Source organism: Mesorhizobium sp. 113-3-3 (assembly GCF_016756495.1).
In the GTDB taxonomy this organism is placed as follows: domain Bacteria; phylum Pseudomonadota; class Alphaproteobacteria; order Rhizobiales; family Rhizobiaceae; genus Mesorhizobium.
This window is the reverse complement of the sequence record NZ_AP023245.1, coordinates 237,655-262,925: the sequence shown is the minus strand read 5'-3', so window position 1 is coordinate 262,925 and position 25,271 is coordinate 237,655. Positions and strand designations below refer to the sequence as shown.

26 protein-coding genes and 1 pseudogene are annotated in these 25,271 nt (G+C 61.4%); 8 read left to right on the top strand and 19 right to left on the bottom strand.

Features of this window, described 5'->3' with window-relative positions; translation table 11 throughout:
• The first annotated feature begins 124 nt into the window (after nt 1–124).
• Together JG746_RS36945 and JG746_RS36940 are read left to right on the top strand one after the other, a co-directional pair.
• Nucleotides 125–370, top strand: a complete 246-nt coding sequence (locus JG746_RS36945; RefSeq protein WP_199200709.1) for a hypothetical protein — start codon at nt 125–127, stop codon at nt 368–370.
• Between the two features lie 477 nt (nt 371–847).
• Nucleotides 848–1,690, top strand: a complete 843-nt coding sequence (locus JG746_RS36940; protein ID WP_199200708.1) for a PRC-barrel domain-containing protein — start codon at nt 848–850, stop codon at nt 1,688–1,690.
• A 72-nt stretch (nt 1,691–1,762) separates the two neighbouring features.
• On the opposite strand, the gene JG746_RS36935 is transcribed toward JG746_RS36940, so the two are convergent.
• The 5 genes from JG746_RS36935 to JG746_RS36915 form a co-directional block, all read right to left on the bottom strand.
• The gene (locus JG746_RS36935) at nt 1,763–1,942 is read right to left on the bottom strand and encodes a hypothetical protein (RefSeq protein ID WP_019863601.1); all 180 of its coding nucleotides are present in this window, start codon (nt 1,940–1,942) and stop codon (nt 1,763–1,765) included.
• A gap of 142 nt (nt 1,943–2,084) precedes the next feature.
• Entirely contained in the window at nt 2,085–3,227 is a 1,143-nt protein-coding gene (locus tag JG746_RS36930) for a sugar ABC transporter substrate-binding protein (RefSeq protein WP_199200851.1), read from the bottom strand.
• An 83-nt stretch (nt 3,228–3,310) separates the two neighbouring features.
• Nucleotides 3,311–4,342, bottom strand: a complete 1,032-nt coding sequence (locus JG746_RS36925) for a histidine kinase dimerization/phosphoacceptor domain -containing protein (protein WP_199200707.1) — start codon at nt 4,340–4,342, stop codon at nt 3,311–3,313.
• 6 nt (nt 4,343–4,348) lie between these two features.
• On the bottom strand, nt 4,349–4,795 hold the full coding sequence (locus JG746_RS36920; RefSeq protein WP_199200706.1) for a response regulator: 447 nt from the start codon (nt 4,793–4,795) through the stop codon (nt 4,349–4,351).
• Nucleotides 4,792–6,270 carry a sensor histidine kinase gene (locus tag JG746_RS36915; protein WP_010913466.1) on the bottom strand — a complete coding sequence of 493 codons (1,479 nt, stop codon included), beginning with the start codon at nt 6,268–6,270 and terminating at the stop codon, nt 4,792–4,794. The genes JG746_RS36920 and JG746_RS36915 overlap by 4 nt, the downstream gene beginning before the upstream one ends.
• A 142-nt stretch (nt 6,271–6,412) precedes the next feature.
• On the opposite strand from JG746_RS36915, the gene JG746_RS36910 reads away from it, so the two are divergent.
• Nucleotides 6,413–7,213: a class I SAM-dependent methyltransferase gene (locus JG746_RS36910; RefSeq protein ID WP_199200850.1), complete on the top strand. Its 801-nt coding sequence runs from the start codon at nt 6,413–6,415 to the stop codon at nt 7,211–7,213.
• A 969-nt stretch (nt 7,214–8,182) separates the two neighbouring features.
• Here the strand turns inward: JG746_RS36910 and JG746_RS36905 are convergent.
• The 10 genes from JG746_RS36905 to JG746_RS36860 all read right to left on the bottom strand — a co-directional run bounded on the left by JG746_RS36905 (nt 8,183) and on the right by JG746_RS36860 (nt 18,799).
• On the bottom strand, nt 8,183–8,740 hold the full coding sequence (locus JG746_RS36905; RefSeq protein ID WP_032921571.1) for a DUF2062 domain-containing protein: 558 nt from the start codon (nt 8,738–8,740) through the stop codon (nt 8,183–8,185).
• Between the two features lie 291 nt (nt 8,741–9,031).
• The gene (locus tag JG746_RS36900) at nt 9,032–9,436 is read right to left on the bottom strand and encodes an MAPEG family protein (protein ID WP_199200704.1); all 405 of its coding nucleotides are present in this window, start codon (nt 9,434–9,436) and stop codon (nt 9,032–9,034) included.
• 101 nt (nt 9,437–9,537) lie between these two features.
• Entirely contained in the window at nt 9,538–10,281 is a 744-nt protein-coding gene (locus JG746_RS36895; protein WP_019863593.1) for an amino acid ABC transporter ATP-binding protein, read from the bottom strand.
• Nucleotides 10,278–11,252: an amino acid ABC transporter permease gene (locus JG746_RS36890; RefSeq protein ID WP_019863592.1), complete on the bottom strand. Its 975-nt coding sequence runs from the start codon at nt 11,250–11,252 to the stop codon at nt 10,278–10,280. Before JG746_RS36890 ends, JG746_RS36895 begins: the two co-directional genes overlap by 4 nt.
• A gap of 56 nt (nt 11,253–11,308) precedes the next feature.
• Nucleotides 11,309–12,142, bottom strand: coding sequence for a transporter substrate-binding domain-containing protein (locus tag JG746_RS36885; protein ID WP_199200848.1), 834 nt, complete (start codon nt 12,140–12,142; stop codon nt 11,309–11,311).
• Nucleotides 12,143–12,382: 240 nt separating this feature from the next.
• Nucleotides 12,383–13,210: an alpha/beta fold hydrolase gene (locus tag JG746_RS36880; RefSeq protein WP_199200703.1), complete on the bottom strand. Its 828-nt coding sequence runs from the start codon at nt 13,208–13,210 to the stop codon at nt 12,383–12,385.
• 2 nt (nt 13,211–13,212) lie between these two features.
• Nucleotides 13,213–14,289, bottom strand: coding sequence for an LLM class flavin-dependent oxidoreductase (locus JG746_RS36875; RefSeq protein ID WP_199200702.1), 1,077 nt, complete (start codon nt 14,287–14,289; stop codon nt 13,213–13,215).
• Between the two features lie 27 nt (nt 14,290–14,316).
• The gene (locus JG746_RS36870) at nt 14,317–15,828 is read right to left on the bottom strand and encodes an aldehyde dehydrogenase (RefSeq protein WP_199200701.1); all 1,512 of its coding nucleotides are present in this window, start codon (nt 15,826–15,828) and stop codon (nt 14,317–14,319) included.
• Nucleotides 15,829–15,850: 22 nt separating this feature from the next.
• Nucleotides 15,851–16,828: a flavin reductase family protein gene (locus JG746_RS36865; protein ID WP_019863586.1), complete on the bottom strand. Its 978-nt coding sequence runs from the start codon at nt 16,826–16,828 to the stop codon at nt 15,851–15,853.
• Nucleotides 16,829–17,002: 174 nt separating this feature from the next.
• Nucleotides 17,003–18,799 carry a helix-turn-helix domain-containing protein gene (locus JG746_RS36860; RefSeq protein WP_199200700.1) on the bottom strand — a complete coding sequence of 599 codons (1,797 nt, stop codon included), beginning with the start codon at nt 18,797–18,799 and terminating at the stop codon, nt 17,003–17,005.
• A gap of 162 nt (nt 18,800–18,961) precedes the next feature.
• Here JG746_RS36860 and JG746_RS36855 point away from each other — a divergent pair, with 162 nt between their 5' ends.
• Nucleotides 18,962–19,543, top strand: coding sequence for an amino acid synthesis family protein (locus JG746_RS36855; protein ID WP_019863584.1), 582 nt, complete (start codon nt 18,962–18,964; stop codon nt 19,541–19,543).
• On the opposite strand, the gene JG746_RS37625 is transcribed toward JG746_RS36855, so the two are convergent.
• Nucleotides 19,504–19,971: a DNA -binding domain-containing protein gene (locus JG746_RS37625; protein WP_244731107.1), complete on the bottom strand. Its 468-nt coding sequence runs from the start codon at nt 19,969–19,971 to the stop codon at nt 19,504–19,506. The genes JG746_RS36855 and JG746_RS37625 overlap by 40 nt on opposite strands.
• Here JG746_RS37625 and JG746_RS37620 point away from each other — a divergent pair.
• Nucleotides 19,867–20,178 (top strand): hypothetical protein, encoded by a 312-nt coding sequence (locus JG746_RS37620; RefSeq protein WP_244731074.1) that lies wholly within the window; start codon nt 19,867–19,869, stop codon nt 20,176–20,178. The genes JG746_RS37625 and JG746_RS37620 overlap by 105 nt on opposite strands.
• A 38-nt stretch (nt 20,179–20,216) precedes the next feature.
• On the opposite strand, the gene JG746_RS36845 is transcribed toward JG746_RS37620, so the two are convergent.
• On the bottom strand, nt 20,217–21,341 hold the full coding sequence (locus tag JG746_RS36845; RefSeq protein WP_199200699.1) for a branched-chain amino acid ABC transporter substrate-binding protein: 1,125 nt from the start codon (nt 21,339–21,341) through the stop codon (nt 20,217–20,219).
• Nucleotides 21,296–22,258, bottom strand: a complete 963-nt coding sequence (locus JG746_RS36840) for an EamA family transporter (protein ID WP_199200698.1) — start codon at nt 22,256–22,258, stop codon at nt 21,296–21,298. Before JG746_RS36840 ends, JG746_RS36845 begins: the two co-directional genes overlap by 46 nt.
• A 43-nt stretch (nt 22,259–22,301) precedes the next feature.
• On the opposite strand from JG746_RS36840, the gene JG746_RS36835 reads away from it, so the two are divergent.
• Nucleotides 22,302–22,961 (top strand): CGNR zinc finger domain-containing protein, encoded by a 660-nt coding sequence (locus JG746_RS36835; protein WP_244731072.1) that lies wholly within the window; start codon nt 22,302–22,304, stop codon nt 22,959–22,961.
• Here the strand turns inward: JG746_RS36835 and JG746_RS36830 are convergent.
• A pseudogene (locus JG746_RS36830) lies at nt 22,958–23,547 on the bottom strand (SOS response-associated peptidase). The gene JG746_RS36835 and the pseudogene JG746_RS36830 sit on opposite strands and share 4 nt — an antisense overlap.
• Nucleotides 23,548–23,605: 58 nt before the next feature.
• On the opposite strand from JG746_RS36830, the gene JG746_RS36825 reads away from it, so the two are divergent.
• Both JG746_RS36825 and dinB read left to right on the top strand, forming a co-directional pair.
• The gene (locus JG746_RS36825; RefSeq protein ID WP_199200697.1) at nt 23,606–24,112 is read left to right on the top strand and encodes an SOS response-associated peptidase family protein; all 507 of its coding nucleotides are present in this window, start codon (nt 23,606–23,608) and stop codon (nt 24,110–24,112) included.
• A 58-nt stretch (nt 24,113–24,170) separates the two neighbouring features.
• Nucleotides 24,171–25,256 carry a DNA polymerase IV gene (gene dinB, locus JG746_RS36820; protein WP_199200696.1) on the top strand — a complete coding sequence of 362 codons (1,086 nt, stop codon included), beginning with the start codon at nt 24,171–24,173 and terminating at the stop codon, nt 25,254–25,256.
• Nucleotides 25,257–25,271 lie beyond the last annotated feature (15 nt).

Genomic DNA, 25,271 nt, shown 5'->3' with positions numbered 1-25,271 from the left:
ACATCTGTGAGTTTGAACGATGCGGGAAGCGCGCGCCCTTCGGATTTGCAAAACTGAGACAGCCATCGCACTGGCTCTGTTTCGAACATCGCGAACACGGCAACAGCTATTTGGCGGGGGTGAGATGATCAGTCGACCAAGAGAAGCGAACGATTATCCAGACCGAGTCATCGACTGCCAGGAGGCGATGGAGCCCGGGTTTCAAGCCATCGTCGATTGCATGATGGAAGCCGGCTGGTCGCGCGGTGAAACTCGGCGGTCACTCAAGCGGCTGATCGCAGCAGACAACATGACGCAGAAAGAGAACGCCAGGACGGAAACGCAGCTTGCCATTGCGCGCGCCATGATGCGCGCCGGGAAGCCTTTATAGCTGAGGGATTGTAGGCACAGCACCAGCCGCAGTTACTCGAAGGCGGACCTGGGGCCCACCTTCGACGTCCGGCCTAGGTTCAGCCGCCCATCTTCTTTGCCATGGCGCAGAAATCTGCGTGCGACTTGTTGAGCGTGGTATCGCCGCAATCTTTCAACACCGCTTTCTGTTCATCAGGTTTCAGAGCCGTCCATGCTCTAAGACCGCCGCTGGGGTGATCGCCTTCAGCCGCTGCGGCGATCCGGCCAGTGGCGAATATAAGGACGCCCGGGTGTTCTGTTCCTACGGGTCGTTGCCCGTATTGGAGGTCGAGACCGCAATCGCCTGCTAGGCAAATGCGATCGAAACCACCACGCGAGCTTGTTGTGTTCAGGCCGACTCGGAAAAATACGACCCCCACCGCTGGAACCAATATCCACACGGGCTGTTGAGCTGTGCTGGTACAAATGTTCCGCGGTACATTTCCACCCGATTGGCGTGCTCGACACACGAAGTCAAAGCAAGAAGCCGCCTGTGGGAAACAATATGAAATTCGTTAAGGTTGCAGCGCCGTTGGCATTGTTTTGCGCGCTTAGTGTCAGCCCGGCGTTCGCTGTATGCAATATCTCCGATGCGAAACTCGAGGAGGCCGTGCTCAAGAGCCCTGAGTTGCGCAAGCCAGAAAACCGATACCTGGTCCATGACCTGCGCACCTTGAGGGATGCGGCGTTCGTTCTATGGACATACGGTTTGCACGACGATTGCGAGCGCGTGCTCGCCAATATCCGCCAACTGATCGCCGCGCCGTCAATGGCCAAGCTCGCGGGTAATGATGAGGATCTTGCCGATGAGCAATTGGCAGCAGGCGAACCTAAGCAGCATGAAGGTGGGGGTATCCAGGGCAATCGTGACGCCCCAGACGCCCGCCCGCTCATCAATCTCGACGACCTTGGACCTGGCCTTCGCGTCGACGAGATCGTCGGCTCCGAGGTCCGCAGCTCGGATGACAAGATAGTTGGCGAAGTTCGAAATGTCGTGATTGGCACGAAGGACCGATGGGACTACGCAGTCGTTGCCTCCGGTGGATTCTTTATCGCCGGGAAAGACAGCATCGTCGTCCCGCTACGTTATCTTCAAGTGAACGAGGAACGGACAAGTTTCTACCTCCGCATCTCCAGCGCCGATGTCAAAGCCGTGCCGTTGATGCCCGACCAGAAATATCTGTGGCTTGCGGATGAAGCGTGGCGAGCGAAGAACGATGCGATCTTCCAGAAGTTGATCCCGGACCCGGTTCGCTCTGGAACCCCGTCGGTCCCACATGCCAATACCGACTCCAAGTGAAAGATCGTGCCAAGCCAGCTCGTTCCCTGGCGGTCGAGACCGCGATCACGTGTTAGGCGAACGCACGAGCCTTCACGCGCACTTCTTGCGTTCAGCTACCTCGACACCAAGCCGGAACGCCTGGCCGTCCGCGTAGGAGCGCGCGTAACTTTCGGCCTCGAAAGGGAAGGTCAGCGTGTTGCCGTAGGCTGTCACGCGGACGGTCCATTTCTTGTCGCGAATTATTTCGACTGCGTGCTCGGGCGATCCCATGTGTCCTCCCACGATCACCAAGTGAGGGCACGGAGATAGCGTCGCAAAAGTCGTTTGAATGCAAACAATTCGACACGTCGGTGTCGTAATGGCGTTGGTCCGGTCAAATGGCCTATTGCCCAGCCTCCGGATGGTGCGTCTACTATCGAGATTCAGACGACCAGGGGAAATTGAGATATTGATCGCGGCTGTCGTAGCAGATGTTGCCATACATCCGTAGATAGCCATCTCTTCGCGCCGGATCTTCATAGACCGCGCCTGGATTGGCAAGATCCTTTTGATAGTCGCCAAGGTTTTGCGCCGTGATGACGTGCGGCAGGATATCCATCGCTTGCGGGATCGGCTTTCCCTCGAGCCAGTCGGCCGCATGCTGGCCCATCGCATATCCGAAGACTGGCGAATTCAGGCTGACCGTCATCTTGTAGGGACCTCCCTTTGTGATTTCGGCTATTGCCTCGGGCTCGCCGTCGATCCCTCCGATGAACTGATCCGGCCTGTCCTTGCCAGCCTCCCGCAGCGCCTGCAGGGCGCCAAGGACGACACCATCGGCGCCCAGCACCACGTCCACATGCGGATGCGCCTGGATGACCATCCGCATCGTGGCCAATCCTCCTTCCTTGCTGACGGGATTGGGGGAGATATCGGCTACGATGCGCACGTCTGGCAGCGTGTCGAGCGCATCGCGGATGGCGACGAAACGCGGCGTGAGAAATTGCAGGCTGTCCTGGGTCAGCAGCACCACGTCGGCTCGGCCGTGGAACTTGTCCTTGATATACGCGACCGCCGCGTCTCCCAGTTCCTTCCCGGTGAGATATTGCGGCGCGTTGAGCAGCGACGTTGCCGGCGGTGCGACGACCGTGCTGACATAGGTTCCAGACCACATGGCCTTTTGCAGGCTGGGGGCCAGCGCCGCCGGGTCTACGGGAGACACAACGATCCCGCCCACCCGCTCGGCGCGCAGCGCCTCGACGTCCGAGATCATCTTGGCGCTGTCATTGGCGGCGAGGGCGACACGATATTCCAGATGGTTGTCTTCGGCCGCCTGAGCCAGGCCATGATCGACACCCTCGATGAACTCACGCTTGTTGTCCTTGGCGAATGCCAGGATCGGCTTGAGGTCGGTTGGCTTCGAGCAGCTCGGCGCCGTTGGAACGAATGGCTGTAGAACCGTCGGAACGGTAATGCCGGGTGACCCCTCGGCCATCGAGGCGACATTGGTTGCGAGCAGCAGAGCAGCGATCGGCAGCACCTGCTGCATGGCGAATCTACCGGTCTGCCAAAACATCGAACTCTCCACCTGAAGAAAACGCCGGGCGCATCCTTGCATGACCCATGGCGGAGGCAAAGCCTGCCAGCGCGCATAGCCCGTCACTGCGGCAGGGCAAAGCTCAGAACCACCGCTGTCCCGGGATCGCGTGCCTGATAGGCAACATCGGCGTCGATGCTTCTAGCCATTGCCTTGATGATGCGCGTTCCCAAGCCGGTGCCCTTGATGACGTTGCCGGCGTTGCCGACGCCGTCGTCCTCGACGGTCAGCAAAGCGCGACCCGGCCCGTCCTCGCGCAGCAATACGCGTACATCGCCGGATTTGTCGGGATAGGCATATTTGAAGGCATTGGTGACCAATTCGGTCACGATCACCCCGAGATTGATCGTGGCGTCGATGCCGAGTGTCAGCGGCGCCAGATCGCTTATCAGGTTGGCGCCGTGCCCCTGGCCACGCATCGAGCCGCCAAGGTTTTCCAGGAGGCCGCCGAGATAGCCGTCGAGTTCGACGATGCCGACCGAGCCGGAGGTGTAGAGGCGCTTGTGCACCGAGGCTATGGCGAAGATGCGCGCTTGGGTTTCGGCAAGCGCATCCTTGGCACCCTTGTCCGTCAACACATTGGCCTGCAGGTTGACCAGCGATGAGACCATTGCAAGGCTGTTGGCGACCCGGTGGTTGACCTCGGCCAACAGGAGTTCGGCGCGGTCGCGCGCCGCACGCACCTGCGCCTCGGCGGCTTCCTTCTCGGCGACGAGGCGTGCCTTGGCGACAGCCTGATCGAGAGCGGAGGCCAGAAGGGCTATGAAGTCGTCACCGATCGTCTTCGGCACGAAGTCGCTAGCCCCGGCCTTCAGGGCGGCCACCGCGACGCTCATTTCGGAAGAGCCGGTCACATAGACGGCGGGAGGGCCGGCGCCGCGCGTTGCAAGCCTTGCCAGGAATTCAAGCCCGGTCCCGGCTCCCAGATAGTGGTCGAGCGCCAGGACGTCGAAGCCGCCTTCCTCAAGTCTGGTCAGAGCCTGTTCCGGGCTGGAAGCATGCTCGACGACGAAACCGAGGCGGCCGAGCTTCTTCTGTACGAGGCGCGCGAGCGCGTCGTCGTCATCGATGTAGAGGACCCTGGTTTCAGGCATCGCTTTTCAGGCCGTTTCCGGGACCTGAATGACGGTGAACAGGAGGCCGAGCTGCCTGATGGCGTTGGCGAAGCCTTCGTAGTTCACGGGCTTGGTGATGTAGACGTTGGCGCCGAGATCGTAGCAGCGCTGGATCTCGCGACTGTCGTCGGTCGTTGTCAGCACCACGACAGGAATCCGCTTGAGATGCTGATTGGCCTTGATTTGTTGCAGAATATCGAGGCCGGTCATGTCAGGCAGATTGAGATCGAGAAGGACAAGAAGATGACGGCCGACGCTCGCATCGCCAGAGCCATCCGGCCCGAGCAGATAGGCGAGCGCGCTGGAACCGTTGGTGAAAGCCACGACATCGTTGTTGACGCCGGCGCGGCGAATGTTCTTCTCGATGAGACGCGCATGGCCCTCATCGTCCTCGATCATGATGATCGTTACAGGTTTGCCGGCTTGGCTCATGCAAACGCTCTTTCGTTTGATGCCGCGATCAGCGGCAGCTCTATCCTGAAAGTTGTCCCAACGTCGAGCTTTGATTTGACCGTGATATCGCCGCCTAGCCTGCGCAGGATGGCTCGTACATGCGCAAGTCCGATACCGTCGCCAGGCAGGTCCTGTAGACCCGATCGCCGAAACAGCTCGAAAATGCGTTCCACGTCCTGCTCGGCGACGCCGCGGCCATTGTCCTCGAAATCGATGGCGATGCGGCCACCGGGGATAATCCTTGCTCCGACCCTGATGCGAAGTGGCCGCGCGGGCGAGCGGTATTTGGTCGCATTGTCGAAAAGGTTGGCAAAGACCTGCTCGAGCGACAGGCGATCGGCCTCGATCTCAACGCCTGCGAGATCGACGTCGATCTTCCCGCCCGCTTCCTTGACCTGATGCTGGAAGCTGGAGACGGTGCTTTCGATCAAAGACGCAAGTTGAATGGTTTCGGGCCGCAACGGCCTGCGTCCCTCGCGCGAAAGCTGGAGGATGGCGTTGATGAGCCCATCCATTTTGCGCGTCGACGAGCGGATGAAACCGATGGCTTCCGGCAGGTCCTCCGCCGCCGCCACTCGTGCGTTGGCAACGAGGGGGTCGGACGCGTTGGCGCCGATGCCGGACTTTTCGATGAGCGTCTGCAGGCTGGCGACACCTGCTTCCAGCTCGCTGGTGAAACCCATGATGTTGACGAGAGGCGCGCGCAGGTCATGGGTGACGATGTATGCGAAGCGCTGAACCTCTTCATTGGCCCGCACCAGGTCGGCGGTGCGCTCGCGCACCCTGGTTTCCAGCCCGCTGTTGAGAGCCTCGAGGTTTCGCCGCGCGGCGCTGAGTTCGCGCGTGTGGCGCAAGAGCGACGCCCAGGCAAAGCCGACCACGATAACGATCGCTATGCCGCCGGCTATGGTGATCATGCGCAGCCAGGCGAAGTAGGACCGTTGTTCCGCCACCCGCGCGGTCAGCCGGTCGTCGGCCGCAAGGATGATGCCGTTGAAGTAGACGTTGGCCTGATCCATCAGCGTCTTGCCACGGTTGGAAGCGACGATCGCCGCCACGGCATCGTCCTTGCGCTGTCGCTTCAGGGCGACGGTCTTGTCCATCTCGGCAAGTTTTTCGCCGATGATTGCCTTGAGCTGGTCGATCGATGCCGCAGTCTCGGGTTCGCCGGCAACGAGGAGCTGCAACTTTTCGAACCGGCGAAGAGCCGAAGACTTTGCCGTATCGTAAGGCGAGAGATAGATCTCGTTGCCGTTTAAGAGGAAACCCCGCTGACTGGATTCAGCCGAGAGCAGCGAATTGCGGACATCGACGGCGGCGGTGCGCGTGTCGCGCGCCGCGATCACATCGTCGAAGCTGATGCGCGACTTCTCGGCGAGCAGGTATGTGGCGGTGACGATGCCCATCAGAACCAGCAGGCCCATCGCCAGCAGAGCGCTGGAGCCACGCAGCATGACCTTGTCGGTTGGATTTTCAGACAAATTCGTCTCACTGGTGCGCATTGGTGGCGTTATCTCTAGCGAGCGTTATACTTTCCCACAACCGACGCGCCGGCCAAACAAGCCTATGTTCGCGTTGCAGCAAGGGAGGGGACAAGTGACTTCGACATTTACCGTCCATGATGCCAGCGGCTATGAGAAGCTCATGGGCCGATGGAGCCAGAAGCTTGCGCCGCTGTTCATAGATTTCGCGGGCATCTCGGCTGGCGAGAAGATCCTCGATGTCGGCTGCGGCACTGGCAGTCTGGCATTTGCCCTGCTGAAGGCGGCTGACCTAAAGGAGATCACCGCCATCGACTATTCGCCGGTTTTCGTGGCTGAAACGATCAGGCGCAGAATAGATCCGCGGATAAAGGTTGAGCAGGGCGACGCCTGCGCGCTCGCCTTTGACGATGGAGCCTTCGATCGCGCGCTGGCGCTTCTGGTGCTGCATTTTGTTACCGACGCCGGCAAGGCTGTGGCCGAAATGCGCCGCGTCGTTCGGCCTGGTGGCGTCGTGGCCGCTTCTGTCTGGGATCATCTGGGAGGCATGCCGGGCATGCGCATGATGGCCGATACGGTGGCGGCGCTCGGCGAAGCCGGCCGCCAGTTTCGTGCGCGCTATTGCTTCCAACCCATGATGATGCCGGGAGAGATGAGGGCGACCTTCATTGAGCAAGGGCTTCTGCAGGTTAGCGAGACGCAGCTGATGATCCGGATGGATTACAGCAATTTTGACGACTATTGGTCGCCGATGGCCGCAGGCGAGGGCCCGTTCGGCAAGTTCTTGTCGTCCCTCGATGCGCCGGATCGCGCGAGAGCCGAGGCGGCGGTGCGCGAAGCATATCAGGCCGGCCAGCCGGACGGCCCGCGTTCCTTTGCAAATGTCGCCTGGGCTTGCCGAGGGATCGCGCCCTGAGAGCCCCAAGGAGCCGGTCTCATTCTGGCCGGAAGGGGTGACAGCCTTTGGCCGAGGAAGGCGCTAGGAAGACTGGCGCGAAATTTCCTGGTCGGCATCCCGCGAGGCGCGTACTTCCGAGCCCTTTGGCGTTTCTGGCTCGGGCCGCTGCGGGTGCGCACCGGCCTCCAGCCCATGCGAATAAATCTGCGTCACAGGGAAGCGGCCGCACTTGCGCGATAGGACGTGCATCCGACCAGTTCACGTCCGCCGAGGCTGGCAGGTCTGTCGGCGACGCGGTCCCATACGGTCCACTGCAGGTTGGCCTCTTTCTGGCAAAAGAAGCGAGAATTGGGATTATCCGTTTTACTGATAAGGGGGTCCGGGATTTCTTCACCACTAAGTCACCCAAGAAAAATGGTGCTGAGCTTGGGATGAAATAGTGTATGCGAAATCATCGCCTTGACCGGGATCAAAAGATTCTGGCGTCCAATTTAGAACCAACACACTCAAGGCGACACAAAGGAGGCGCCAACACGCCTCACGTTGCGAAATCAGGCCGCCTGTTGCCACCGGTTTACAGCGCCGATCGAGGGTCTGAGATACGAGTGACCGCAGCGCTTGAGTTTTCTGGATTGTTGGCGGGGGCCATCCCGGGAAGCCGCGTAGTACGAGGAAAAAAGCCCGTCGGCTTCGGTCGGCGGGTTTTTCTTTGCTGCTTTGTCCGAATGGGAGGGAAACGGCCAGTCCGCTATCGGGGCGAGCACGGCGGATAGCTGCCATTCGGCAGACGGGGCGTTCATCAATAAAAGTGCGGCGAGGAACCCATGACGGAGGCTCCAGATATCCGGGCCGCCAGTTGTAGGGACGCGCCTATAGCGGCGATATTGCCGACGAGCGGACGCATTTCTACGGCTGCCCTTCCGTAATTCACCCTCCAGAACGGCGATGTCGAGTTGACAGAGGGGGCGATAACACGATGTCTTCCTGCTACTGGAGCAGGCTCCCCTTTTCGGCCAGTCGCTTGCGCCTTTGTTCGCGGAAAACTGTCATGCCATAGCGGGTGATGCCATAGAACAACAGGCCAAAAATCAGCCCGAGTGGCACCGCACCGCACAGCATGGGCTTTAAGACCGGTGCCCACAGTTGCGAAATTGAAAGGGTCTGCAACATCTCACTCAGATGGGCTGGCCGTTCGTGACTTTGCATGTGGCCGTGCAACATGATCTTGCCGGTCTCCCAAGTCGCTCCCACAACAAACGGGAGGGTCAGCGGATTGCCAAAGACAAATGTTCCTAGCCCTGCCGCCACCATGTTTCCTGAAATCAGCCAGCACACGATGGCGGCAATGGCGAAATGGGACCCTAGTGGAAAGAAAGACGCGAAAACCCCAGCCGCCACCCCCGCCGCGACGGCCGTTGGAGTGGCGTTCAGACGGAGGATACGCTTTGAAACATACTGAAACGATCGCGAGAAGGAGCGGCGCGGCCACATATAAATGCGCAATCGCTCGAATAGACCATCAGGATTTCGGCGTCTAAAGAGCACTCTCTTGCCCACTTCAAACGCGGTCGGTTGAACGGATGGACCTCGTCTCTGAAAACGTAGCCTGTGCTGCTTTGTTCCGAATTTGCTGATCAACCGGGTGTCCGAAAGCGCAGCGGATAGTCGGGCAACAGTTGGAAAAACCCAGGCTGAGAACGCGCGGCATAGTTTTGTACCGCGTTGAATGGGTAGAGCGTCTGGTTATCGGCATTTTGCCAATCCGCCCCTGCGTCGGGCGTCCCTCTTTTCGGCTCCCGCGCAATGCGCCACGGGCCGCCGGGCTTCTGGCACTTTTCACCTCAACATCGCCCAGGACCAGTACGCACCAATTACCATTTGCACTGTGAACGCAGTGAACCTGAGACTGACCGCGACCTGGCTCGTGGAGACGAGGTGAATTATCGACTGAACTATTCGCGCGGCTAATAGTATAGAAGCCAGCGGATCCGTCACATCGGTCTTTGAAATAAGGATCGCGACTCCGAGCAGACCTCCGAAGATTGGAAGCCCTTCTATGCAGTTGGCGTGGGCGCGGGCCAACCTTTGCATAAAGGGAGAAAGAGCCGCGTTATCTGGCGTAAAGCCGTTTGCTGCGACCTTCCCAGAGATCACCAGATATGTACGGATCACTTCCATCATGATCAGCAGTCCCAGTGCCCACGAGATGAATCCAGTCAATGCAAACGCAGTCGCCGACATATGCCGTCCCCGTCGCTAGCAGTCTCGGTCATCGTAACCGATCACCTAGGCTACCGCTAAGTTTCCAGGAACTCGACCGGAAAAGCAGCCTTTGCTGGAGGCTAATGCTTCAAAATCTGGCTGAGGAACAGCTTGGTTCGGTCGTGACGCGGGCGGCTGAAAAACGCGTCGGGCGTGCCCTCCTCGACGATCTGACCGGCGTCCATGAAGATAACGCGGTCGGCTACCGCCCGTGCGAACCCCATTTCGTGCGTCACGCACACCATGGTCATGCCGTCGCGGGCCAACCCGGTCATCGTCTCCAGCACCTCCGAAACCATTTCCGGGTCGAGCGCGGATGTAGGTTCGTCGAACAGCATGACAGCCGGCTCCATGCACAGGCTGCGGGCAATCGCCACACGCTGCTGCTGGCCTCCGGACAACTGGATGGGGAACTTGTTGGCCTGCTCAGGAATGCGGACCCGCTCGAGGAACTTAAGCGCGGTCTTGCGCGCCTCCCTTTCCGGCACGCCCTTCACCCACATCGGGCCGGCCATGCAGTTCATCAGCACCGTCATGTGCGGAAACAGGTTGAAGTGCTGGAACACCATGCCGACGTTGGAGCGCACGTCGGCGACATTGCCCATCTTCCCATGCAGAGCAACGCCGTTGACGGTGATCTCGCCCTCCTGATGCGCCTCCAGGCGATTGAAACAGCGGATGAGCGTCGATTTGCCGGAACCCGAAGGGCCGCAGATAACGATCCGCTCGCCCTTATGAACCGTCAGGTTGATTTCCTTCAGGACGTGAAAGGTGCCGTACCACTTCGACACGTTGCGCGCTTCGATGATGGCGGGAGCGCTCATCGGACCTTGCTCCTGTGGTAATGTCGCTCGATCCGCGCCTGGATCAGTTCGAGGCAGATCGACAGCATCCAGTAGATCATGGCTGCGGAAATCAGCATCTCCATGTGCTGGAAGGTCTTCTGGCCGAGGGTGCGCGCCAGGAACATCAGTTCCCACACGCCGATGACAGAGACCAGCGAGGAGTCCTTCAGCATTGAGATGAATTGGTTGCCCGTCGGCGGAATGATGACCGGCAGCGCCTGCGGCAGGATGATGCGGCGCATGGTCAATGCGAAGCCGAAGCCCATGGAGCGCGACGCCTCCCATTGGCCGCGATCGATGCTCTGGATGCCGGAGCGGAAGATCTCGGTCATGTAGGCGCCGTAGCAGAGCGAAAGCGCAAGGATGCCGGCGGGCACCGCATTGATGACGAAGCCGAGTTGCGGCAGGCCGAGATAGATCAGGTAGACCTGCATGAGTAGCGGAAGGCCGCGGAAGAAGGAGGTGTAGAAACTGGCGATGGCGTAGGCGAAGCCATTGCTGGAAAGCTTGGCGACCGCGCCGGCCACCGCAATGACTGAAGCGATGACGATGGAAATCGCCGACACATAGAGCGTGGTGACAACGCCCTGACTGATCAGAAACGGCAGCTTCTCCCTGATGAAGGGCAGGCTGAGGTGGAACGTTTCGAAGAAGGCAATGAACAGCAGCAGCAGTTCGAGCCAGACGATGCCGATCTGGACCTTGAGCGGCGCGAAACCAATCAGCACGACGTTGAGCGTGAAGATCACCGCTATGGCGAAGCCGATAGCAAAGCGCCCGTAGAGGCCGCTCGTCGACGGCTCTCCGATCACCGGACGCATGAGTTCGGCGAAGCTGGTGCTCGACATGTTGAAAGCCATGAAGAGAAGCAGGACGGCGCCGAACATCGTCGCCACGAACCAGGGTTTATGGACGAGGATTTCGGCTTCGACGGTATCGGGATAGAGCATATTTGAGCACCGGCTGTTCGGCGGCCTGCCCCGGGGCAGGCCGCCTTTGAAGGGAGCTAGTTGGTCTTGGAATAATCCTGGCCGTACCATTTTTCGGAAAGCTTGCTCAGCGTGCCGTCAGCTTTCATCGCCTTCACGGCGTCGGCGATCTTGGCCGACAGTTCCGGGTCGCCGCGCTCGATGGCGATTGCCAGCGGCTCGTAGAACACCGGATCGCCGACCTGCTTGATCGGGTAGCCGGCCTTCTCGGCGTCGAGGATCGACGGCAACGAAGAGACCACCGCGTCCAGGCGCACGCCGTCGCCGAGGCGAAGGTCGTCGAAGGCGGTCGTCGAATTCTCGTAGGAGTGGACCTCCTTCGGATTGAGCTTGTACTCGAAGGGCGGCGCGCCGGCGGCGTCGAGCGTCAGATCCTTCTTGGCATAGGCCTCGAAGGTGGAGGTGCTGGTGGCGCCGACCACCTTGCCGTCGAGGTCGGCCAAAGTCTTCGCCTTGCTGTCCTTGTGCACGGCAACGGCCGCCGGTGTGTAGTAGTAGACCGCCGGAAAATCGAAGATCTCGGCGCGCTTCTTGGTCGGCGTCATCGAGCCGGCATGCATGTCCCAGCGCCCCGCCCAATTGCCGGCGGTGATGATGTCCCAGCCGGGCGTGACGAACTCGACCTTGACGCCGAGGTGCTTGCCGATTGCCTTGGCGACGTCGACGTCGAAACCGTCCAGCTCGTTGCTGGCATTCACGAAGGACTGCGGCGCCCAGTTGGCGTCGGTTGCCACCTTGAGCGTGCCGGCTGCCACCACACGGTCTAGCACCGCGCCTGCATGGGCAGGATATGCGCCAAGCGCAAGCGCCACCGCGGCTATCGTCAGCTGTCGTCTGGTCCAGATTGTCATATGCGTATTCCCCTTGTTGTTGTTCATTCACTTGCCCTCATGGCCGTTCAGCCGGTCATGATCTCGCAATCCCTTGCCGACGAGGTCGGCATCCTCCGGACGGCTCGCGGATTTAGCGATGCCCGAGCCGGTCCGGTCTTCCGCTGCCGTGGAGGATGTTTGCAGCCGTCATTCCCTCGCTCACGGGGAAAGCTTTGGCCTGTTGCCGGCGAGATGCCCTCACCTGCTCCGCGAAGACCGCTATCCATGCGCGACCTCCCCTCTCGCGTGACCAGCGCCCAGCAGGAAGTCGGCCATCGTGTCCGCGACGAGAGCCGGCGCCTCGATCAGGATGGAATGGCGGAGCCCAGGCAGGATGGCGAGCTCGGAGCCCTGCACCTGTTCGTGCATCAGACGTGCCATGCGCGGGCTGGAACCCTGGTCGTCCTCGCCGGTCACGATCAGTGTCGGGCAAGTGATGCGGTCGAGGATGCCGCCGAAATCGGTTTCGGCGAGAACTCTGTAGGCGGCGGCGTAGCAATCGCGGTCATTCTCGGCGTCACGCCGGCGCAGCTCCGCGACAATCTCCGGGTTGTTGTCCTGAAACTCCTCGGTCAGCCAACGCGACAGCGACGCGGCGTGATGCGCCGGGGCATCGCTGGCCATCAGCGCCGCCAGCCGACCGCGCACCGCGTTGCGTTCCTCGGGCGTGCGGCCGGCAACCGTCGACAGCAGCACCAGTTTTTGCAGGCGCTCGGCATGCGTCAGCGCAAGACGCTGTGCGATCAAACCGCCCAGCGAAAACCCTGCCAGATGGAAGGTGGCAAGCCCGATATGATCGGCCAGCGCCAGCGTCTCCTTGACGAAATCGTCGATCTCGTAGCGGCCTTTGACCCGGCTGGAGCGGCCATGGCCACGCAGGTCGAAGGTGAGGACCGCGAAACGATCCTTCAGCCGCCCGGCCACGCCACTCCAGGCTTCGAGATAGGAGCCGACGCCATGAATGCAGACGAGCGGCACGTCGCCCTTGCCCTCGAGGCGCCAGTTGATCAGCACGCCTTCGACATCGAGATGGCCGGAGCACGCCATGGTCACGCCCTCGCCGCCTGGCGCGCCCTGTCACGCTCGCGCGCGGCGAAGACCGGCATCACCTCGTCGACCCACAGCTTGATCGTCTTCTTCTGCAGCTCGAACGGCAGGTTGAAGGTAAGGCCGAGGCAGTACTGGTCGACGCCCGCCGCTTCATAGTCGAGCAGCTTCTCGATCACTTCGTCCGGCGTGCCGAACATCAGGTTGCGGCGGATGTTTTCCGGATCGTAGTTGTCCTTGCCCTTGACGCTCTCGTAGGGGACGGCTTCGGGAAAGCCGTTCTGCACGGTGCCGATGTTCTGGAACAAGTTCTCGAAGGCGCGGCCATAGTCGATGGCATGACCGACGGCGATCTCCCAGTCCTGCGCCCGTTCGTAGACGCAGGTGCGCCGCTGCATCATCAGGCGCGGGCGCGGGACCTCGGGATGATCGGCGACGGCCTTGCGGAACTTCTCGCCAAGCACAGCGATCTCGGCCGCCGGCGCCGACAAGGGCGTCGACAGGATCGACGCGCCGATGCTCACTGCCCAGTCGAAAGTGCCCGGGTCTCGCGCGGCCACCCAGATCGGCGGATGCGGCCTCTGCAGCGGCTTCGGCACGCCGGCTGCCACAGGGAACTTCCAGTAATGGCCGTCATGGGCATAGTCTTCCGCCCAGAGCTTCTTAACCGCCGGAACCAGCTCCTTCAGATAGGTGACGCCCTCCTGCTGGGGCATGCCGCCGGCCATGCGGTCGAACTCGTATTGGTACGAGCCCCGCGCGATGCCGAACTCCAGACGTCCGCCGGTCAAGTGATCGCAAAGCGCTGCCTCGCCGGCCAACCGGATCGGGCTCCAATAGGGCGCGACCAGTGTCGAGGTGCCGAGCCTTATTTCCTCGGTATGCTGGGCAAGCCAAGTCAGCGTCATCAGCGGATTTGGCGAGATCGTGCATTCGATCGTGTGGTGTTCGGCCGTCCACAGCGTCTCGAAGCCGCCCTCGTCGGCCATGCGTGCCAGTTCGAGCAGATTGCTCTTGACCTTCGACATCGGGATGTCGGGCGAGAAGCGCTCCATGGTCAGCGAAACGGCGAATTTCATGTCGGTCTCCCCAGTGTGTCGGGTTGGTCAGCGAAGGCGGATAATGAAGGGGTCCTGCATGGCGCCGGAGTAGTCGATGACGACGTTCTTCAGGCGCGAGAACTCCTCCATGGCGTCGAAGCCGCCGCGCCGGCCGTAGCCGCTCTCCTTGAAACCGCCATTGGCGGACATGAAGGAGGAAGCGCGATAGGTGTTGATCCAGACCGTGCCTGCCTCGACATTCCTGGCAAAGCGCAGCGCGCGGTTGATGTCGCGCGTCCAGATGCCGGAGGCGAGCCCATAGCGCGTGTCGTTGGCGAGCCGGATCATCTCGTCTTCCGACGAGAACGGCATGACGCCGACGACCGGACCGAACAGCTCTTCCTGCATGAAGTCCATGCTGTTGTCGGTATCGGCCATCACGGTCGGCTCGAAATACCAGCCGCCGGCAAGCTCGGCCGCTTGCGGCCGCCTGCCGCCGGCCGCGATGCTGGCGCCCTGGCGCACACCCGAGGCGACATATCCTTCCACCTTGGCAAGCTGCGCCGACAGCGCCAGCGGACCGATGTCGGTTTCTTCCAGCGTCGGCAGCCCGACCCGCACGCGCCTCGTGCGCTCGACCAGCGCCTCGACGAAGCGATCGTAGACGCTGGCCTCGACGAAACAGCGCGAACCGGCGACGCAGGTCTGTCCCGCCGCCGCAAAGACACCGGATACGACGCCGTTGACGGCATGGTCGATGTCGACATCACCGAAGACGACATGCGGCGACTTGCCGCCGAGTTCCATCGAGCAGGGAACGAGATTCTGCGCCGCGTTGGTGGCAATCCGCCGGCCGGTCACGGTCGACCCGGTGAAGACCAATTTGGCGATGCCCGGATGCCGGGTCAGCGGGTCGCCGGCCACAGCACCCGTGCCGGTGACGACATTGACGACGCCGGCCGGGAAGCCGGCTTCCATGATCAGCTCGGCCAGAGCGAGTGTGGAAGCACTGGCATGCTCGGACGGCTTGACGACCACCGTGTTGCCGAGCGCCAGGCATGGCGCCAGCGTGCCGGCGAGCAGCATCAGCGGCGAGTTCCACGGCGTGATCATGCCGACGACGCCGATCGGCTCGCGCAGGTTGAAGTTCAGCATGTCGAGCTTGTTGACTGGAATGGTGTCGCCAAGCAGCTTGTCGGCCATGCCGGCGAAATAGGTGTAGCTGTCGGGCATGGCGCGCATCTGCGCCCGCATTTCCTTGAGCAGCTTGCCATTGTCGCGTGTCTCGATCAGCGCCAGCTCATCGGCGTGCTCCATCACCATTTCCGCCAGCCGACGCACGAGCTTGCCGCGATCGGTCTGGGTCATGCGCCGCCAGGCTGGAGCGGCGAAAGCGGCGCGCGCGGCCTCGACAGCCGCGCCGACATCCTCGGCGCCGGCCTCGGCAAACTGGTACCAGGGCTTGCCGGTGGTCGGGTCGAAGCTGTCGATATACTGCCCGCCGTTCGGCGCCACGAACGCGCCGTTGATGAACAGGTTCTGGCGCGAGCCTTCGAGCGATGCAATCGTCGTTTTCATGCTGTCTGTCCTGGGAGATTCATTATTCGGACGCGGCCTGCGTCCACGATTGCGACTGGCCGTCGATCATGGCGACGCGACCGCCGTCACCGGTGTCGATGTAGATGCCGAAGCGCTTGTCCTGCCGCTCGCGCGCATAGCGGCGCAGCATGGCGCGTAATTCATGCGTGGCGATCCGCTCATAGGGCAGCGCGTCGACGGAAAAGAAGGCATGGCCGTCGGCAAGCGCGGCTTCGGCACTCTCGCGGCTCAGTTCGGCGCGGTAGATCAGATAGCCGGGGTCGCTGTCGGCGACGTCGAACACCGAATAGAGGAAGGTATTTTCAGGAACGAGGCTCAGCGCCTCGCCGCCGTCCAGCACAAGCTGGCTGTCGGCCTTGCGGCGCCGCGCCGTCGGCAGCACCCAGCTGCCCTTGCCGTCGGCGCACAGGAGGATGCGGTCCCCCGCTTCGACGAGATAGCCGATGATCATATCCTGCGAGGCGAGCCAGCCGGCCGGCAGCGGATCCTTCACGCTGGCGTAGCGGCCGCGGCAAAATCCGAGCGGCGCCGACGGGCTCGTCCCAAAGGCCTGGACCTGACCGATCAGGATGATGTGGTCGCCGGCCTCGATGCGGTTGTGAACGGTGCAGTCGAACCATGTCAGGCTGTCGGTGAGGACCGGCGCGCCGGTGTGGGCGCTGTCATGATTGACCGACTGGAATTTGTTCGCCGCCTTGGAGGCGAAGACCGATGAAACATCGACCTGCCCCTCATGCAGGAAATTAACCGCGAAAGCGCTCGTTTCATTGAATGCCGGAAAGCTTGCCGCCGACTTGCCGACACAGACCAGAAGCAACGGCGGGTCGAGCGAGACGGAGGTGAAGGAGTTGGCGGTCATGCCGCGCGGCTTGCCGTCGCTGTCGCGCGTCGTGATGACTGTGACCCCCGTGACGAAAGTTCCGAAGGCACGACGCAAGGCGATCGGGTCGATCGTCCTTTGTGCTACAGCGTCCGCCATTGCCTTCCTCCACATTTCTGGGACGGAGGCTAGGCAGGGGCCGGCAGCGGTTCTTCCTCAGATCTATAGGAAGGAGTTGGCAACCGGCTGCTGCCATCCCGAGTAAGCAGATGCACGGCAGGTCCGCGCCTGGCGGGACCGCCCCAGCGACGGCAATGACGCGATGAAATGGCTCTAGCGGGTTTCAGGCAACCGGCTGTCGATGATGCCGCTGAGGCGGATCGCCAGTTCGGCCGCGAAGCGTTGTTCGGGCGTGTCGAGCTTGATCCCGAACAGCTCTTCCATGCGCGACAGGCGATAGCGCAAGGTGGTGACATGCAGCCCCATCGCATCGGCGCAAGCCTGGCTGCGGCAACCTTCGCGCAGATAGGCAAACAACGTGTCCAGATAGGGGGTGTGGTGCTCGCGATCATGCGCAATCAAGGCGCCGACGCTCTTGTCAACGAAGTTGCGCACATCAGGCACATCGGCGGCAGCGACCAGCATCGGCAGCGGGCCAAAATCCTGGCCGGCGAAAACGCCGGTGCGTCCGAAAGATCGGCCGATGCGGATCACGCGGCGGCAACGCTCCCAGGCGGTGGAATAATCGGCCAGCAAGGCGCAGATTTCGGAAACCAGCACCGCCGGCTCACGTCCGAAATGGCGGCCAAACTCCGCAGCGATTGTGTTGGGCAATTTCGTCAGGCGAATGCTCTCCCGGTTATCGCCCACCACGAGACAGACAAGACCGCCTTCTAGGGCGATGAGGGTGCCCGCCACGCCCGCCTGGTCCAACAGCCGGACAAGGGTATGATGGGGGTCGGCCAGACCACCGCCGCCGTGCTTGGCCGCGTCGGCGTAGTCGACGACAATCAGCCTTTGCGGTACGGTCAGGTCAAGCCCCAGCCGCCGTGCCCGGTTGACGATATCCGCCTCGTCACGCCAGCGTCGTTCTACGACTTCCAGGAAAAGCTCGGTCAGCGATCTGGTCTCGAAGCGGAAGCGGACGAAGCTGCGCATCATCTGCACGCTGAGCGCGAATTTGGCGCTGTCGAGCAGCATCTGGTCGAGTTGGCCCGATTGCTGCGGCGTCGGAAAAATCATGAGCGCGCCAACCACTTCGTCATCGATTGTGAGCGGCTCTACGCGCACCGAAAGCTTGAGCCGATGCTTGCCGTCATCAACGAACAAAGTCTCCTCCTGGCGCGCTTCCGACGCGCCGCGCGCGACCTTGACGATCTGCCGGTTGAGCGCGCCGCCAACGGCCTGGCGCCAGGCCGCGGCATCAAAATGCGCTTCGCTCGGCGAGCGGCCAGCCACGACCAGGTTGGCGTGGAAATCAATGACCACGACCGCATTGGGTAACAGCTCGCCGACCTTGTCGGCGAGTGAGACCACCGATCCTTCCGACAGAGCCTGCTGCAGAAGCGAGGTGTGCGCCAACAAGGCGCGCTGCAGACGCTCGCCTGCTTGCTTTTCCTGGCGCAGGCGATGCTGCTTCTCCACCGCTATCTCGCCCAAATGCACGATCATGCCAATGAACGCGATATCCTCGGCACTCACTTCGGTGATTTCGCGCGAGACCACGGTCAGCACCATTGGCCGGCCGTCGTCGTCGACGCAGTTCATCGGCATGACGAGCACGCTGCGATAGTCGCGCTCGAACGCCTCCCGGCGATAGCCAGGAAACTCCTCGGACACACGCGCATCCCTGATATAGACCGGCTCGTTCCGGTTGAGCGCGACAATCGACGGACTGGTCGCCAATTCCCAGCGGTCAGGCAAACTGCGTTGAATGAGCGTGGGGTCATGGCGCACGATGACATAGGCGTGGCCATGCGGCGCATCGATGCTCATGATCGAGCCCAGCGTCCATTTGGCATGGCGGCAGGCTGCCAGCACGAGGTCTCGCAACACGGACTGGAGATCGCCACCCGAGTTGATGAGGCTGGCGGCGTCCCGCAAAGAGAGAATTTGAGACTCGTGGTCCACGCCCGGTCTTCCGCCTCGCGAAGGGCCAATTTAAGCCGTCGCGGATATATGAACGCTACACCGCTTCCAAGCGGGGTGCACGTCGATTTTTCCTACGAACCGGAGGAATACCCGTCCGCTAGATCCGATTAGGCTTGGCTTCCATCAACAGGGCCCAAAATCATGGAATTGCGAAAAGTCTGCACCTTCATCGAAGAAGTGCACATCGAAGGCGGCAAGGCCGGCGCCAGGCCGGTAAGATCGATCGTCGTCGCCGCTGTCCTGCGCAATCCATGGGCGGGGCGCGGTTTCGTCGAGAACCTGCGGCCGGAGATTGTCGCTATCGCACCCCGTTTGGGACATGAGCTCACGCAACGCGTGCTCGAACTCATGCCTGCCGAGCGCATCGAGAGCTACGGCAAGGCCGCCGCCGTTGGGGTCGCTGGCGAGATCGAACACGCTTCCGCCATGATCCACACGCTGCGCTTCGGCAATGTGTTTCGCGATGCCGTCGGCGGCACGACCTATCTCGAATTCTGCAACACGCGCAACGCGCCGGGCGCGCTTCTGTCATTGCCGATGATGCACAAGAGCGAGAACGGCCGCCGCTCGCATTTCATCACAGCCAACTTCCAGATCGCCGATGGACCGGCCGCCGACGAAATCGTCGTAGCCATAGGCGCGGCGGATGGCGGCCGCCTCCATCCGCGGATCGCGGATCGTTTTCAGGACATGAAGGAGATGGAGCAGGAAGCAGCGATGTGATGGTTGCGCGGCATTCCTGCTCGGTCGTTGATGATGTCAAGTTCGCGATTGGCGCGGCTGTTAAACGGCGGACATGAGGCGCAAACAGCCATTCGCTTCATGATTGACCGTAACCGTCGGCTTGAAAACAGCGTAAGAAATTGGGCAGCGCGGCCGGCGGGACTTGTCAGTGATGGCGCCTTCGCGCGTGCAGCAATTGGCGAGAGCCGCGCTCGACCATCTTCAGCCCGTCGCGCACGAGGCTGCGTCTGGTAAAACGCCGGGTCGTGCCAGTCGGCGGCGTTGACCAGCCGACGGCCGAACAAGGCGGTTGCGACTTCTAAATGGGATGCCTGTTCCTCGCGACCGTCCAAGCATCGCAGCATGTGACCAAGGCGCCGACGCTGGACAGCGGTCAACCTGGCATCGGGAAGGTTGGGCGTGTGGATCGAGCGGATGAACCGTTCGATTGCCTGGAGCCGGTCAAGCGCCATTTCGTCGCGTGGGATCGCAGCAGCCATCGGTTCGCCTGGCTGCGCGTCGCCGAGAAACGCCAGTTGCGTGACGAGCTCTACGCACAGGCGCAACGTCGAAAGATCGCTGGCCGGTCAAAGATGACGAAGCAGCAACTGGAGAATGCCTTGGGCATCTCGTGAAATCCTCAAACCAGAGGCGTCGCGTCCGCGTTGATCAATCAAAGGGCCGACGTCTCTGACGCTCGAGCAATCATTCTGATCTGCTTGAACCGGCCTTTCTCGACCACGTGCAAGGCCGTCATCGCGGCGCCATTGTCCTGCCTGGCATCCCATTTGACGACGTCTGGGTATGCAATACCGCGATATTGGCTTTGCCGGAGCGCCGATATCACGCCCTCTCGGCTAAGCCGGTTTCCGCGCTGGGCCAGCCTTATGGCTTCGATCAACTGTGCCGTAGCATCGTAGCAGTTGACGGCATAGTTCCTCAGCGGACCGAAGCGATCCGCGTAGCGTTGAGCGAAATCCCGCGACCCTTGAACGACACCGATTTCCGGACAGGCTGAAAGGACGAGGACGCCCTCATCCTGCTCGGCCGCGTCCCCGGCGGGTTCGAGGAAATTCCAGCCATCCCAGCAACCGTCCCCGGTCGCGAGCAAATGCCGTAGCTTCGCCGCCCGCATTGCCTTCAGCAACGCCGCGCCCTCGAATGTGCCGCCGTAGAACACCAGATCGATGTTCTTGGGAAAGCTTCCGACCAAGCCGCCAAACTCGGTGGTTCCTTCCTCAACAGCGATGTCCTGCACGACAGTCCCTCCGCGGCGCCGATAGGCATGGACAAATTCGTCGGTCATGCTGTGTCCGTAAACGGTGTTGGTTCTGACCACGACAGCGCGCCGTTTCCTCATCTCGGCGGCCAGATGGTCTGATATGGCGGACGCGGTGACGTCGTCTCGGTTTGTAAAGCGGAACACGTTGTCCCAAACCGAATCCGTCAACGTCGGATTGGAAACGATGGGTGAAATCAGCGCCAATGACGCATCGCAATAGCGCTGCGCCACGGCGAGCGTGACGTTGCTGTTGTAGTGTCCGACTATGCCCAGCACCCTCTCATCGGCGATCAAGCTTGACGCGACCTTGGCGCCCTCGGCCTCGTCGCCTTTGTCGTCGCGCCGGATCGCCTCAAACAAGATATCGTCGGCTACACCGTTGGTATCCTCGACCGCCAGTTGAACTGCCTGTGCCATCTCGATCCCGAGATCGGCAGGCCGTCCCGTGAGCGGGGCGACGACCCCGATCCTTAACCTTTTGCGATCGCCGTTGCCGTTTTTCGTGGCGTCGACCATGAGCCGGCCTCCTTGTGAGTGGGATTTCGGTTGGCAACGAGCAGGCAAGCCACGGAAGCGATAACTAGAAAGGCTCCGATCACCGTGGTTGCGGTGACCTCTTCGCCAAGAAATGCCCAGCCGAGGAACATCGCAATCACGGGATTGACGAATGTGTAGGTCGCGACAAGAGCGGGCGAGATTTTCTTGAGCAGCCAGGAGTACGAACCGAACGCCACCACCGTGCCGGCGAGCGTGAGGTAGCTCCAGCCAAGGAAGGATGACAGGGAAATCCCCATCAGCGCGCCAATCTGTTCGCCGCGCAACGCGCTCAACAGCATCAGTGCCACGCCGCCGGCGATCAATTCCCGGCCGGCTAGTGCTATCGACGAACCCTTGTTGTTGTGGCCTTCAGCGATGAGTGTACCAAGCGCCCAAGAGGCGGACGCCATCAGCAGGAGCAGGATGTCGGACAGCTGGAGCGCGGCGGGACCGGCAACGCTGCGCCATGCGACAAGGGCGACTCCGAGCAAGCCGGGGAGCAGCAGCAAAATGGTCCTGACAAGAGACTGGTCCGATCTGCCGAGGATGCTTCTGCCGACGATGATCCAGAATGGGATCGTCGCCAGGAGAAGTGCCGCAAGGCCGGACGGCATGCGTTGCTCGGCATAGGCCAAAACACCGTGACAGCCGACGAAAAACAACACGCCACAAAGGCTTGCGCGGATCCAGCACCGGATGGAACCGCCGTCGTCGGCCTTGGCCTTCGAATACGCCAGCAGGATTGCTCCGCCGACAATCGAGCGCGTGCCCATCAGCGCAAATGGCGGGATGGTTTGGACGGCGACCGCGAGTGCCAGATATGTCGAGCCCCATATGACATATATGGCGCCAAATCCGCACACGATCGCAAGCTTGTCTCTTGAAGAACCGGTCATCGGATTTTATAACCATCTAGCAGGTTAGACAAGGTTAAGCGTCATGAGCCCGATTGGTTCCACCACCTCTCCAAAATCAAATGGCGCGCGCGCCGCGGAGCACCACCTGGCGAACGAGGATCTGGCGATACGTTTCGTGAACACGGCGGCCTGGAGATTGCGTTCGGACGTTGAAGAGCGGCTACCCAACCCGGAAGCTCTGCTGGACTGGTTTCATGCCAACGACCTGATTTCCCGCGGCGAAAGAACGGCGCTGCAGCGGGCCTGGAAATCCGACGTCGAGGCTGCACACTCCTTCTATGAGAGCGCTGTCGCTTTGCGCGAACTGATCTACAATCTGTTGATTGCGCGGATCGGTGGCCAGACGCCGCGCACCAAAGACCTTGAGGCCTTCAATGATTTCCTGGCTGCTGGTGGAGCGGGAGCAAGCCTCGTTTGGCGCGCAGGCGACTACGGTTGGCGCGCGACAAAGGGCCTGGCGAGCGTTCTAACTCCGATCACCCTGTCGGCTGTTGAGCTGCTGACCGGGACCCGCTCAGGCAAAGTCAGGCAGTGTCAGGATGATAGAGGGTGCGGCTGGCTTTTTGTCGACGAGAGCAGAGCCCAGAACCGCCGATGGTGCTCGATGGGAGATTGTGGAAATCGAGCGAAGGCGCATCGCCACTATCACCGAGCAAAGGGGCACGCCCTAAAGGCAAATTAGCCGACCTGCTCGACCGAAAGCGTCCCTGCCGGTAAAGGCTTGATCAGAGATTTGGCGGAGACCGATGGATCGAGCCAGGCAGCCCAGTCTTTCCTCTCGAGGATGACGATCTGCCGGTCGTGATACGGGGCAATGTCGGGACCGGGTTCCATCGTGAGCATGGTGAACGCCTCTCCGACATCACTGGTCTCGCGCCAGATCCCGGCGATGCAGAAGATCGGCTCGTCGCGCTTGGTGAAGAGCCATTTGTCCTTGCGCTTTTGCCTTTCTGCGCCGGGTCGGTGAACTCGTAAAAGCCATCGGCAGGGATCAGGCAACGGTTCGAGGCGAACTCGCGGCCGTCCGAGCGGAAGTTGTAGACCGGCCGCTTGTTTTGTCCGGGCCAACTCCACCGGCGCTGAACCAGGTCGGCCTCGCTGTTCGCACCATTGACCCCGCGGATGATCGGCCCCGGATCCGTTATCTTGATATCCTCGCGCGCCTCAATGTTCGGCGCGCCTTCGCTGAAGCATATCTTGATCTTGAGATCGGCGAAGTCCCCGACGATCGAGGCGACGTCCACCATCAGCCGATAGTCATTGCACATGTTTCACCCGTTTCTCGGCGTTGCGCGGCAATAGGGTTCCTGTTATGTTCTTTTGGCTATGAGTGCAAGAGTTTTCGATTCCGACGCACCGCTCTACGAACGCCGCATCATCATAAGACGCTATGGCGGCGATGTTGAGATGCTTGAATTGCCATGGGGTCTCCAACCCAGGGAACCCGGCGGGCGACCTTTCACGGTCGTACGCGCAGAGGACCGATCGTTCCCGAGCCATCGCTGCCTGGTGCCGGCGTCCGAATTCCGGCATCGCAGCCAGGGAAAGAACTACAGCTTTCGCCTCGCAAACGGTGATTGGTTCTATTTCGCCGGCATCTGGCGGCCAGCGACCCGCGATTGGCCGGAAGCCTACGCAATCCTGACGATCCAGGCCAACGACGATATTGCGCCCTACCATGAGCGCCAGATGGTAGTGCTGCGCCGGGACGAACGCGCGGCTTGGCTCGACATGACGCAGCCCGAACACGAGGTCCTTCGTCCCCTTCCAGGTGCAAGCTTTGCGATTTCGCGTCTGCGCCAGGGTCGCAGACAGGCTGAATTTGCGATCTGAAGATTGTAGGATCCGGAAGCACGAACCTTACACCCTGGCGAAATGACATTGCAGGCAAATGGCCCCTGAACGCGGCGCTGGCCCGCGCAAGATCATCCATGTCGACATGGATGCGTTTTACGCTTCGGTCGAACAGCGCGACAATCCGGAACTGCGCGGCAAGCCGCTTGCCGTCGGTGGGGCCGCGGCCCGCGGCGTGGTCGCGGCCGCAAGCTATGAGGCCCGCGCGTTCGGCGTTCGCTCCGCCATGCCTTCGGTCACGGCAAAGCGCAAATGCCCCGAACTGATCTTTGTACCGCCCCGCTTCGAGGTATACCGGGCGGTTTCGGCCCAGATCCGCGACGTGTTCGCCGAGCACACCGATCTCATCGAGCCGCTTTCGCTCGACGAAGCCTACCTCGACGTCACGGAGAACCGGTTCAATATTCCTGCGGCCTCAACGATCGCAGAGCTGATCCGGGCAAAGATCCTGGAGGTAACCGGGCTGACTGCTTCCGCCGGCATCTCCTACAATAAATTCCTCGCCAAGATGGCCTCCGACCAGAACAAGCCTAATGGCCAGTTCGTCATCACGCCACGCCATGGGCCAGCCTTCGTGGAGGCTCTGCCAGTCAAGAAATTTCACGGTGTCGGCCCCGCGACAGCCGCGAAGATGGAAGCGCTCGGTATCGAGACCGGCGCCGATCTCAGGGAAAGGTCGCTTGTCTTCCTGCAACAACATTTCGGAAAGTCCGGGCTCTGGTACTATCAGATCGCGCGCGCCATCGACGAGCGCGCCGTCGAACCGGATCGGCCGCGCAAATCAATCGGCGCGGAGGACACTTTCGCAGCCGATATCGTCGAGCTCGATGCATCGCTCGCCGAACTTAAGCCGTTGATCGCCAAAGTCTGGGGATACTGCGAAGGCAAAGGCATCCGCGGCCGAACCGTCACGCTGAAGGTCAAATTCGCCGACTTCCAGCAGATCACGCGCAGCCGCACGGTGGCGATGCCGATCGAGCTTCGTGATTTCGAGGAGCTCGCGGCCGATCTCCTGAGGTCGGTATTCCCCGTGCGGAAAGGCATCCGCCTGTTGGGCATAACCCTGTCGTCGCTAGGCGATGTGTCGCCGTCGGATCAACGACAACTTCGGTTCGAGGTGTAGCGCTGCCTCTCAGGC

Coding starts and splice junctions, on each gene's coding strand:
- JG746_RS36945 (WP_199200709.1), top strand. CDS start 125: ATGATCAGTCGACCAAGAGAAGCGAACGATTATCCAGACCGAGTCATC.
- JG746_RS36935 (WP_019863601.1), bottom strand. CDS start 1,942: ATGGGATCGCCCGAGCACGCAGTCGAAATAATTCGCGACAAGAAATGG.
- JG746_RS36930 (WP_199200851.1), bottom strand. CDS start 3,227: ATGTTTTGGCAGACCGGTAGATTCGCCATGCAGCAGGTGCTGCCGATC.
- JG746_RS36925 (WP_199200707.1), bottom strand. CDS start 4,342: ATGCCTGAAACCAGGGTCCTCTACATCGATGACGACGACGCGCTCGCG.
- JG746_RS36920 (WP_199200706.1), bottom strand. CDS start 4,795: ATGAGCCAAGCCGGCAAACCTGTAACGATCATCATGATCGAGGACGAT.
- JG746_RS36915 (WP_010913466.1), bottom strand. CDS start 6,270: ATGCTGCGTGGCTCCAGCGCTCTGCTGGCGATGGGCCTGCTGGTTCTG.
- JG746_RS36900 (WP_199200704.1), bottom strand. CDS start 9,436: ATGTCGGCGACTGCGTTTGCATTGACTGGATTCATCTCGTGGGCACTG.
- JG746_RS36895 (WP_019863593.1), bottom strand. CDS start 10,281: ATGAGCGCTCCCGCCATCATCGAAGCGCGCAACGTGTCGAAGTGGTAC.
- JG746_RS36890 (WP_019863592.1), bottom strand. CDS start 11,252: ATGCTCTATCCCGATACCGTCGAAGCCGAAATCCTCGTCCATAAACCC.
- JG746_RS36885 (WP_199200848.1), bottom strand. CDS start 12,142: ATGACAATCTGGACCAGACGACAGCTGACGATAGCCGCGGTGGCGCTT.
- JG746_RS36880 (WP_199200703.1), bottom strand. CDS start 13,210: ATGGCGTGCTCCGGCCATCTCGATGTCGAAGGCGTGCTGATCAACTGG.
- JG746_RS36875 (WP_199200702.1), bottom strand. CDS start 14,289: ATGAAATTCGCCGTTTCGCTGACCATGGAGCGCTTCTCGCCCGACATC.
- JG746_RS36870 (WP_199200701.1), bottom strand. CDS start 15,828: ATGAAAACGACGATTGCATCGCTCGAAGGCTCGCGCCAGAACCTGTTC.
- JG746_RS36865 (WP_019863586.1), bottom strand. CDS start 16,828: ATGGCGGACGCTGTAGCACAAAGGACGATCGACCCGATCGCCTTGCGT.
- JG746_RS36855 (WP_019863584.1), top strand. CDS start 18,962: ATGGAATTGCGAAAAGTCTGCACCTTCATCGAAGAAGTGCACATCGAA.
- JG746_RS37620 (WP_244731074.1), top strand. CDS start 19,867: ATGGGATGCCTGTTCCTCGCGACCGTCCAAGCATCGCAGCATGTGACC.
- JG746_RS36845 (WP_199200699.1), bottom strand. CDS start 21,341: ATGGTCGACGCCACGAAAAACGGCAACGGCGATCGCAAAAGGTTAAGG.
- JG746_RS36840 (WP_199200698.1), bottom strand. CDS start 22,258: ATGACCGGTTCTTCAAGAGACAAGCTTGCGATCGTGTGCGGATTTGGC.
- JG746_RS36835 (WP_244731072.1), top strand. CDS start 22,302: ATGAGCCCGATTGGTTCCACCACCTCTCCAAAATCAAATGGCGCGCGC.
- JG746_RS36825 (WP_199200697.1), top strand. CDS start 23,606: ATGAGTGCAAGAGTTTTCGATTCCGACGCACCGCTCTACGAACGCCGC.
- dinB (WP_199200696.1), top strand. CDS start 24,171: ATGGCCCCTGAACGCGGCGCTGGCCCGCGCAAGATCATCCATGTCGAC.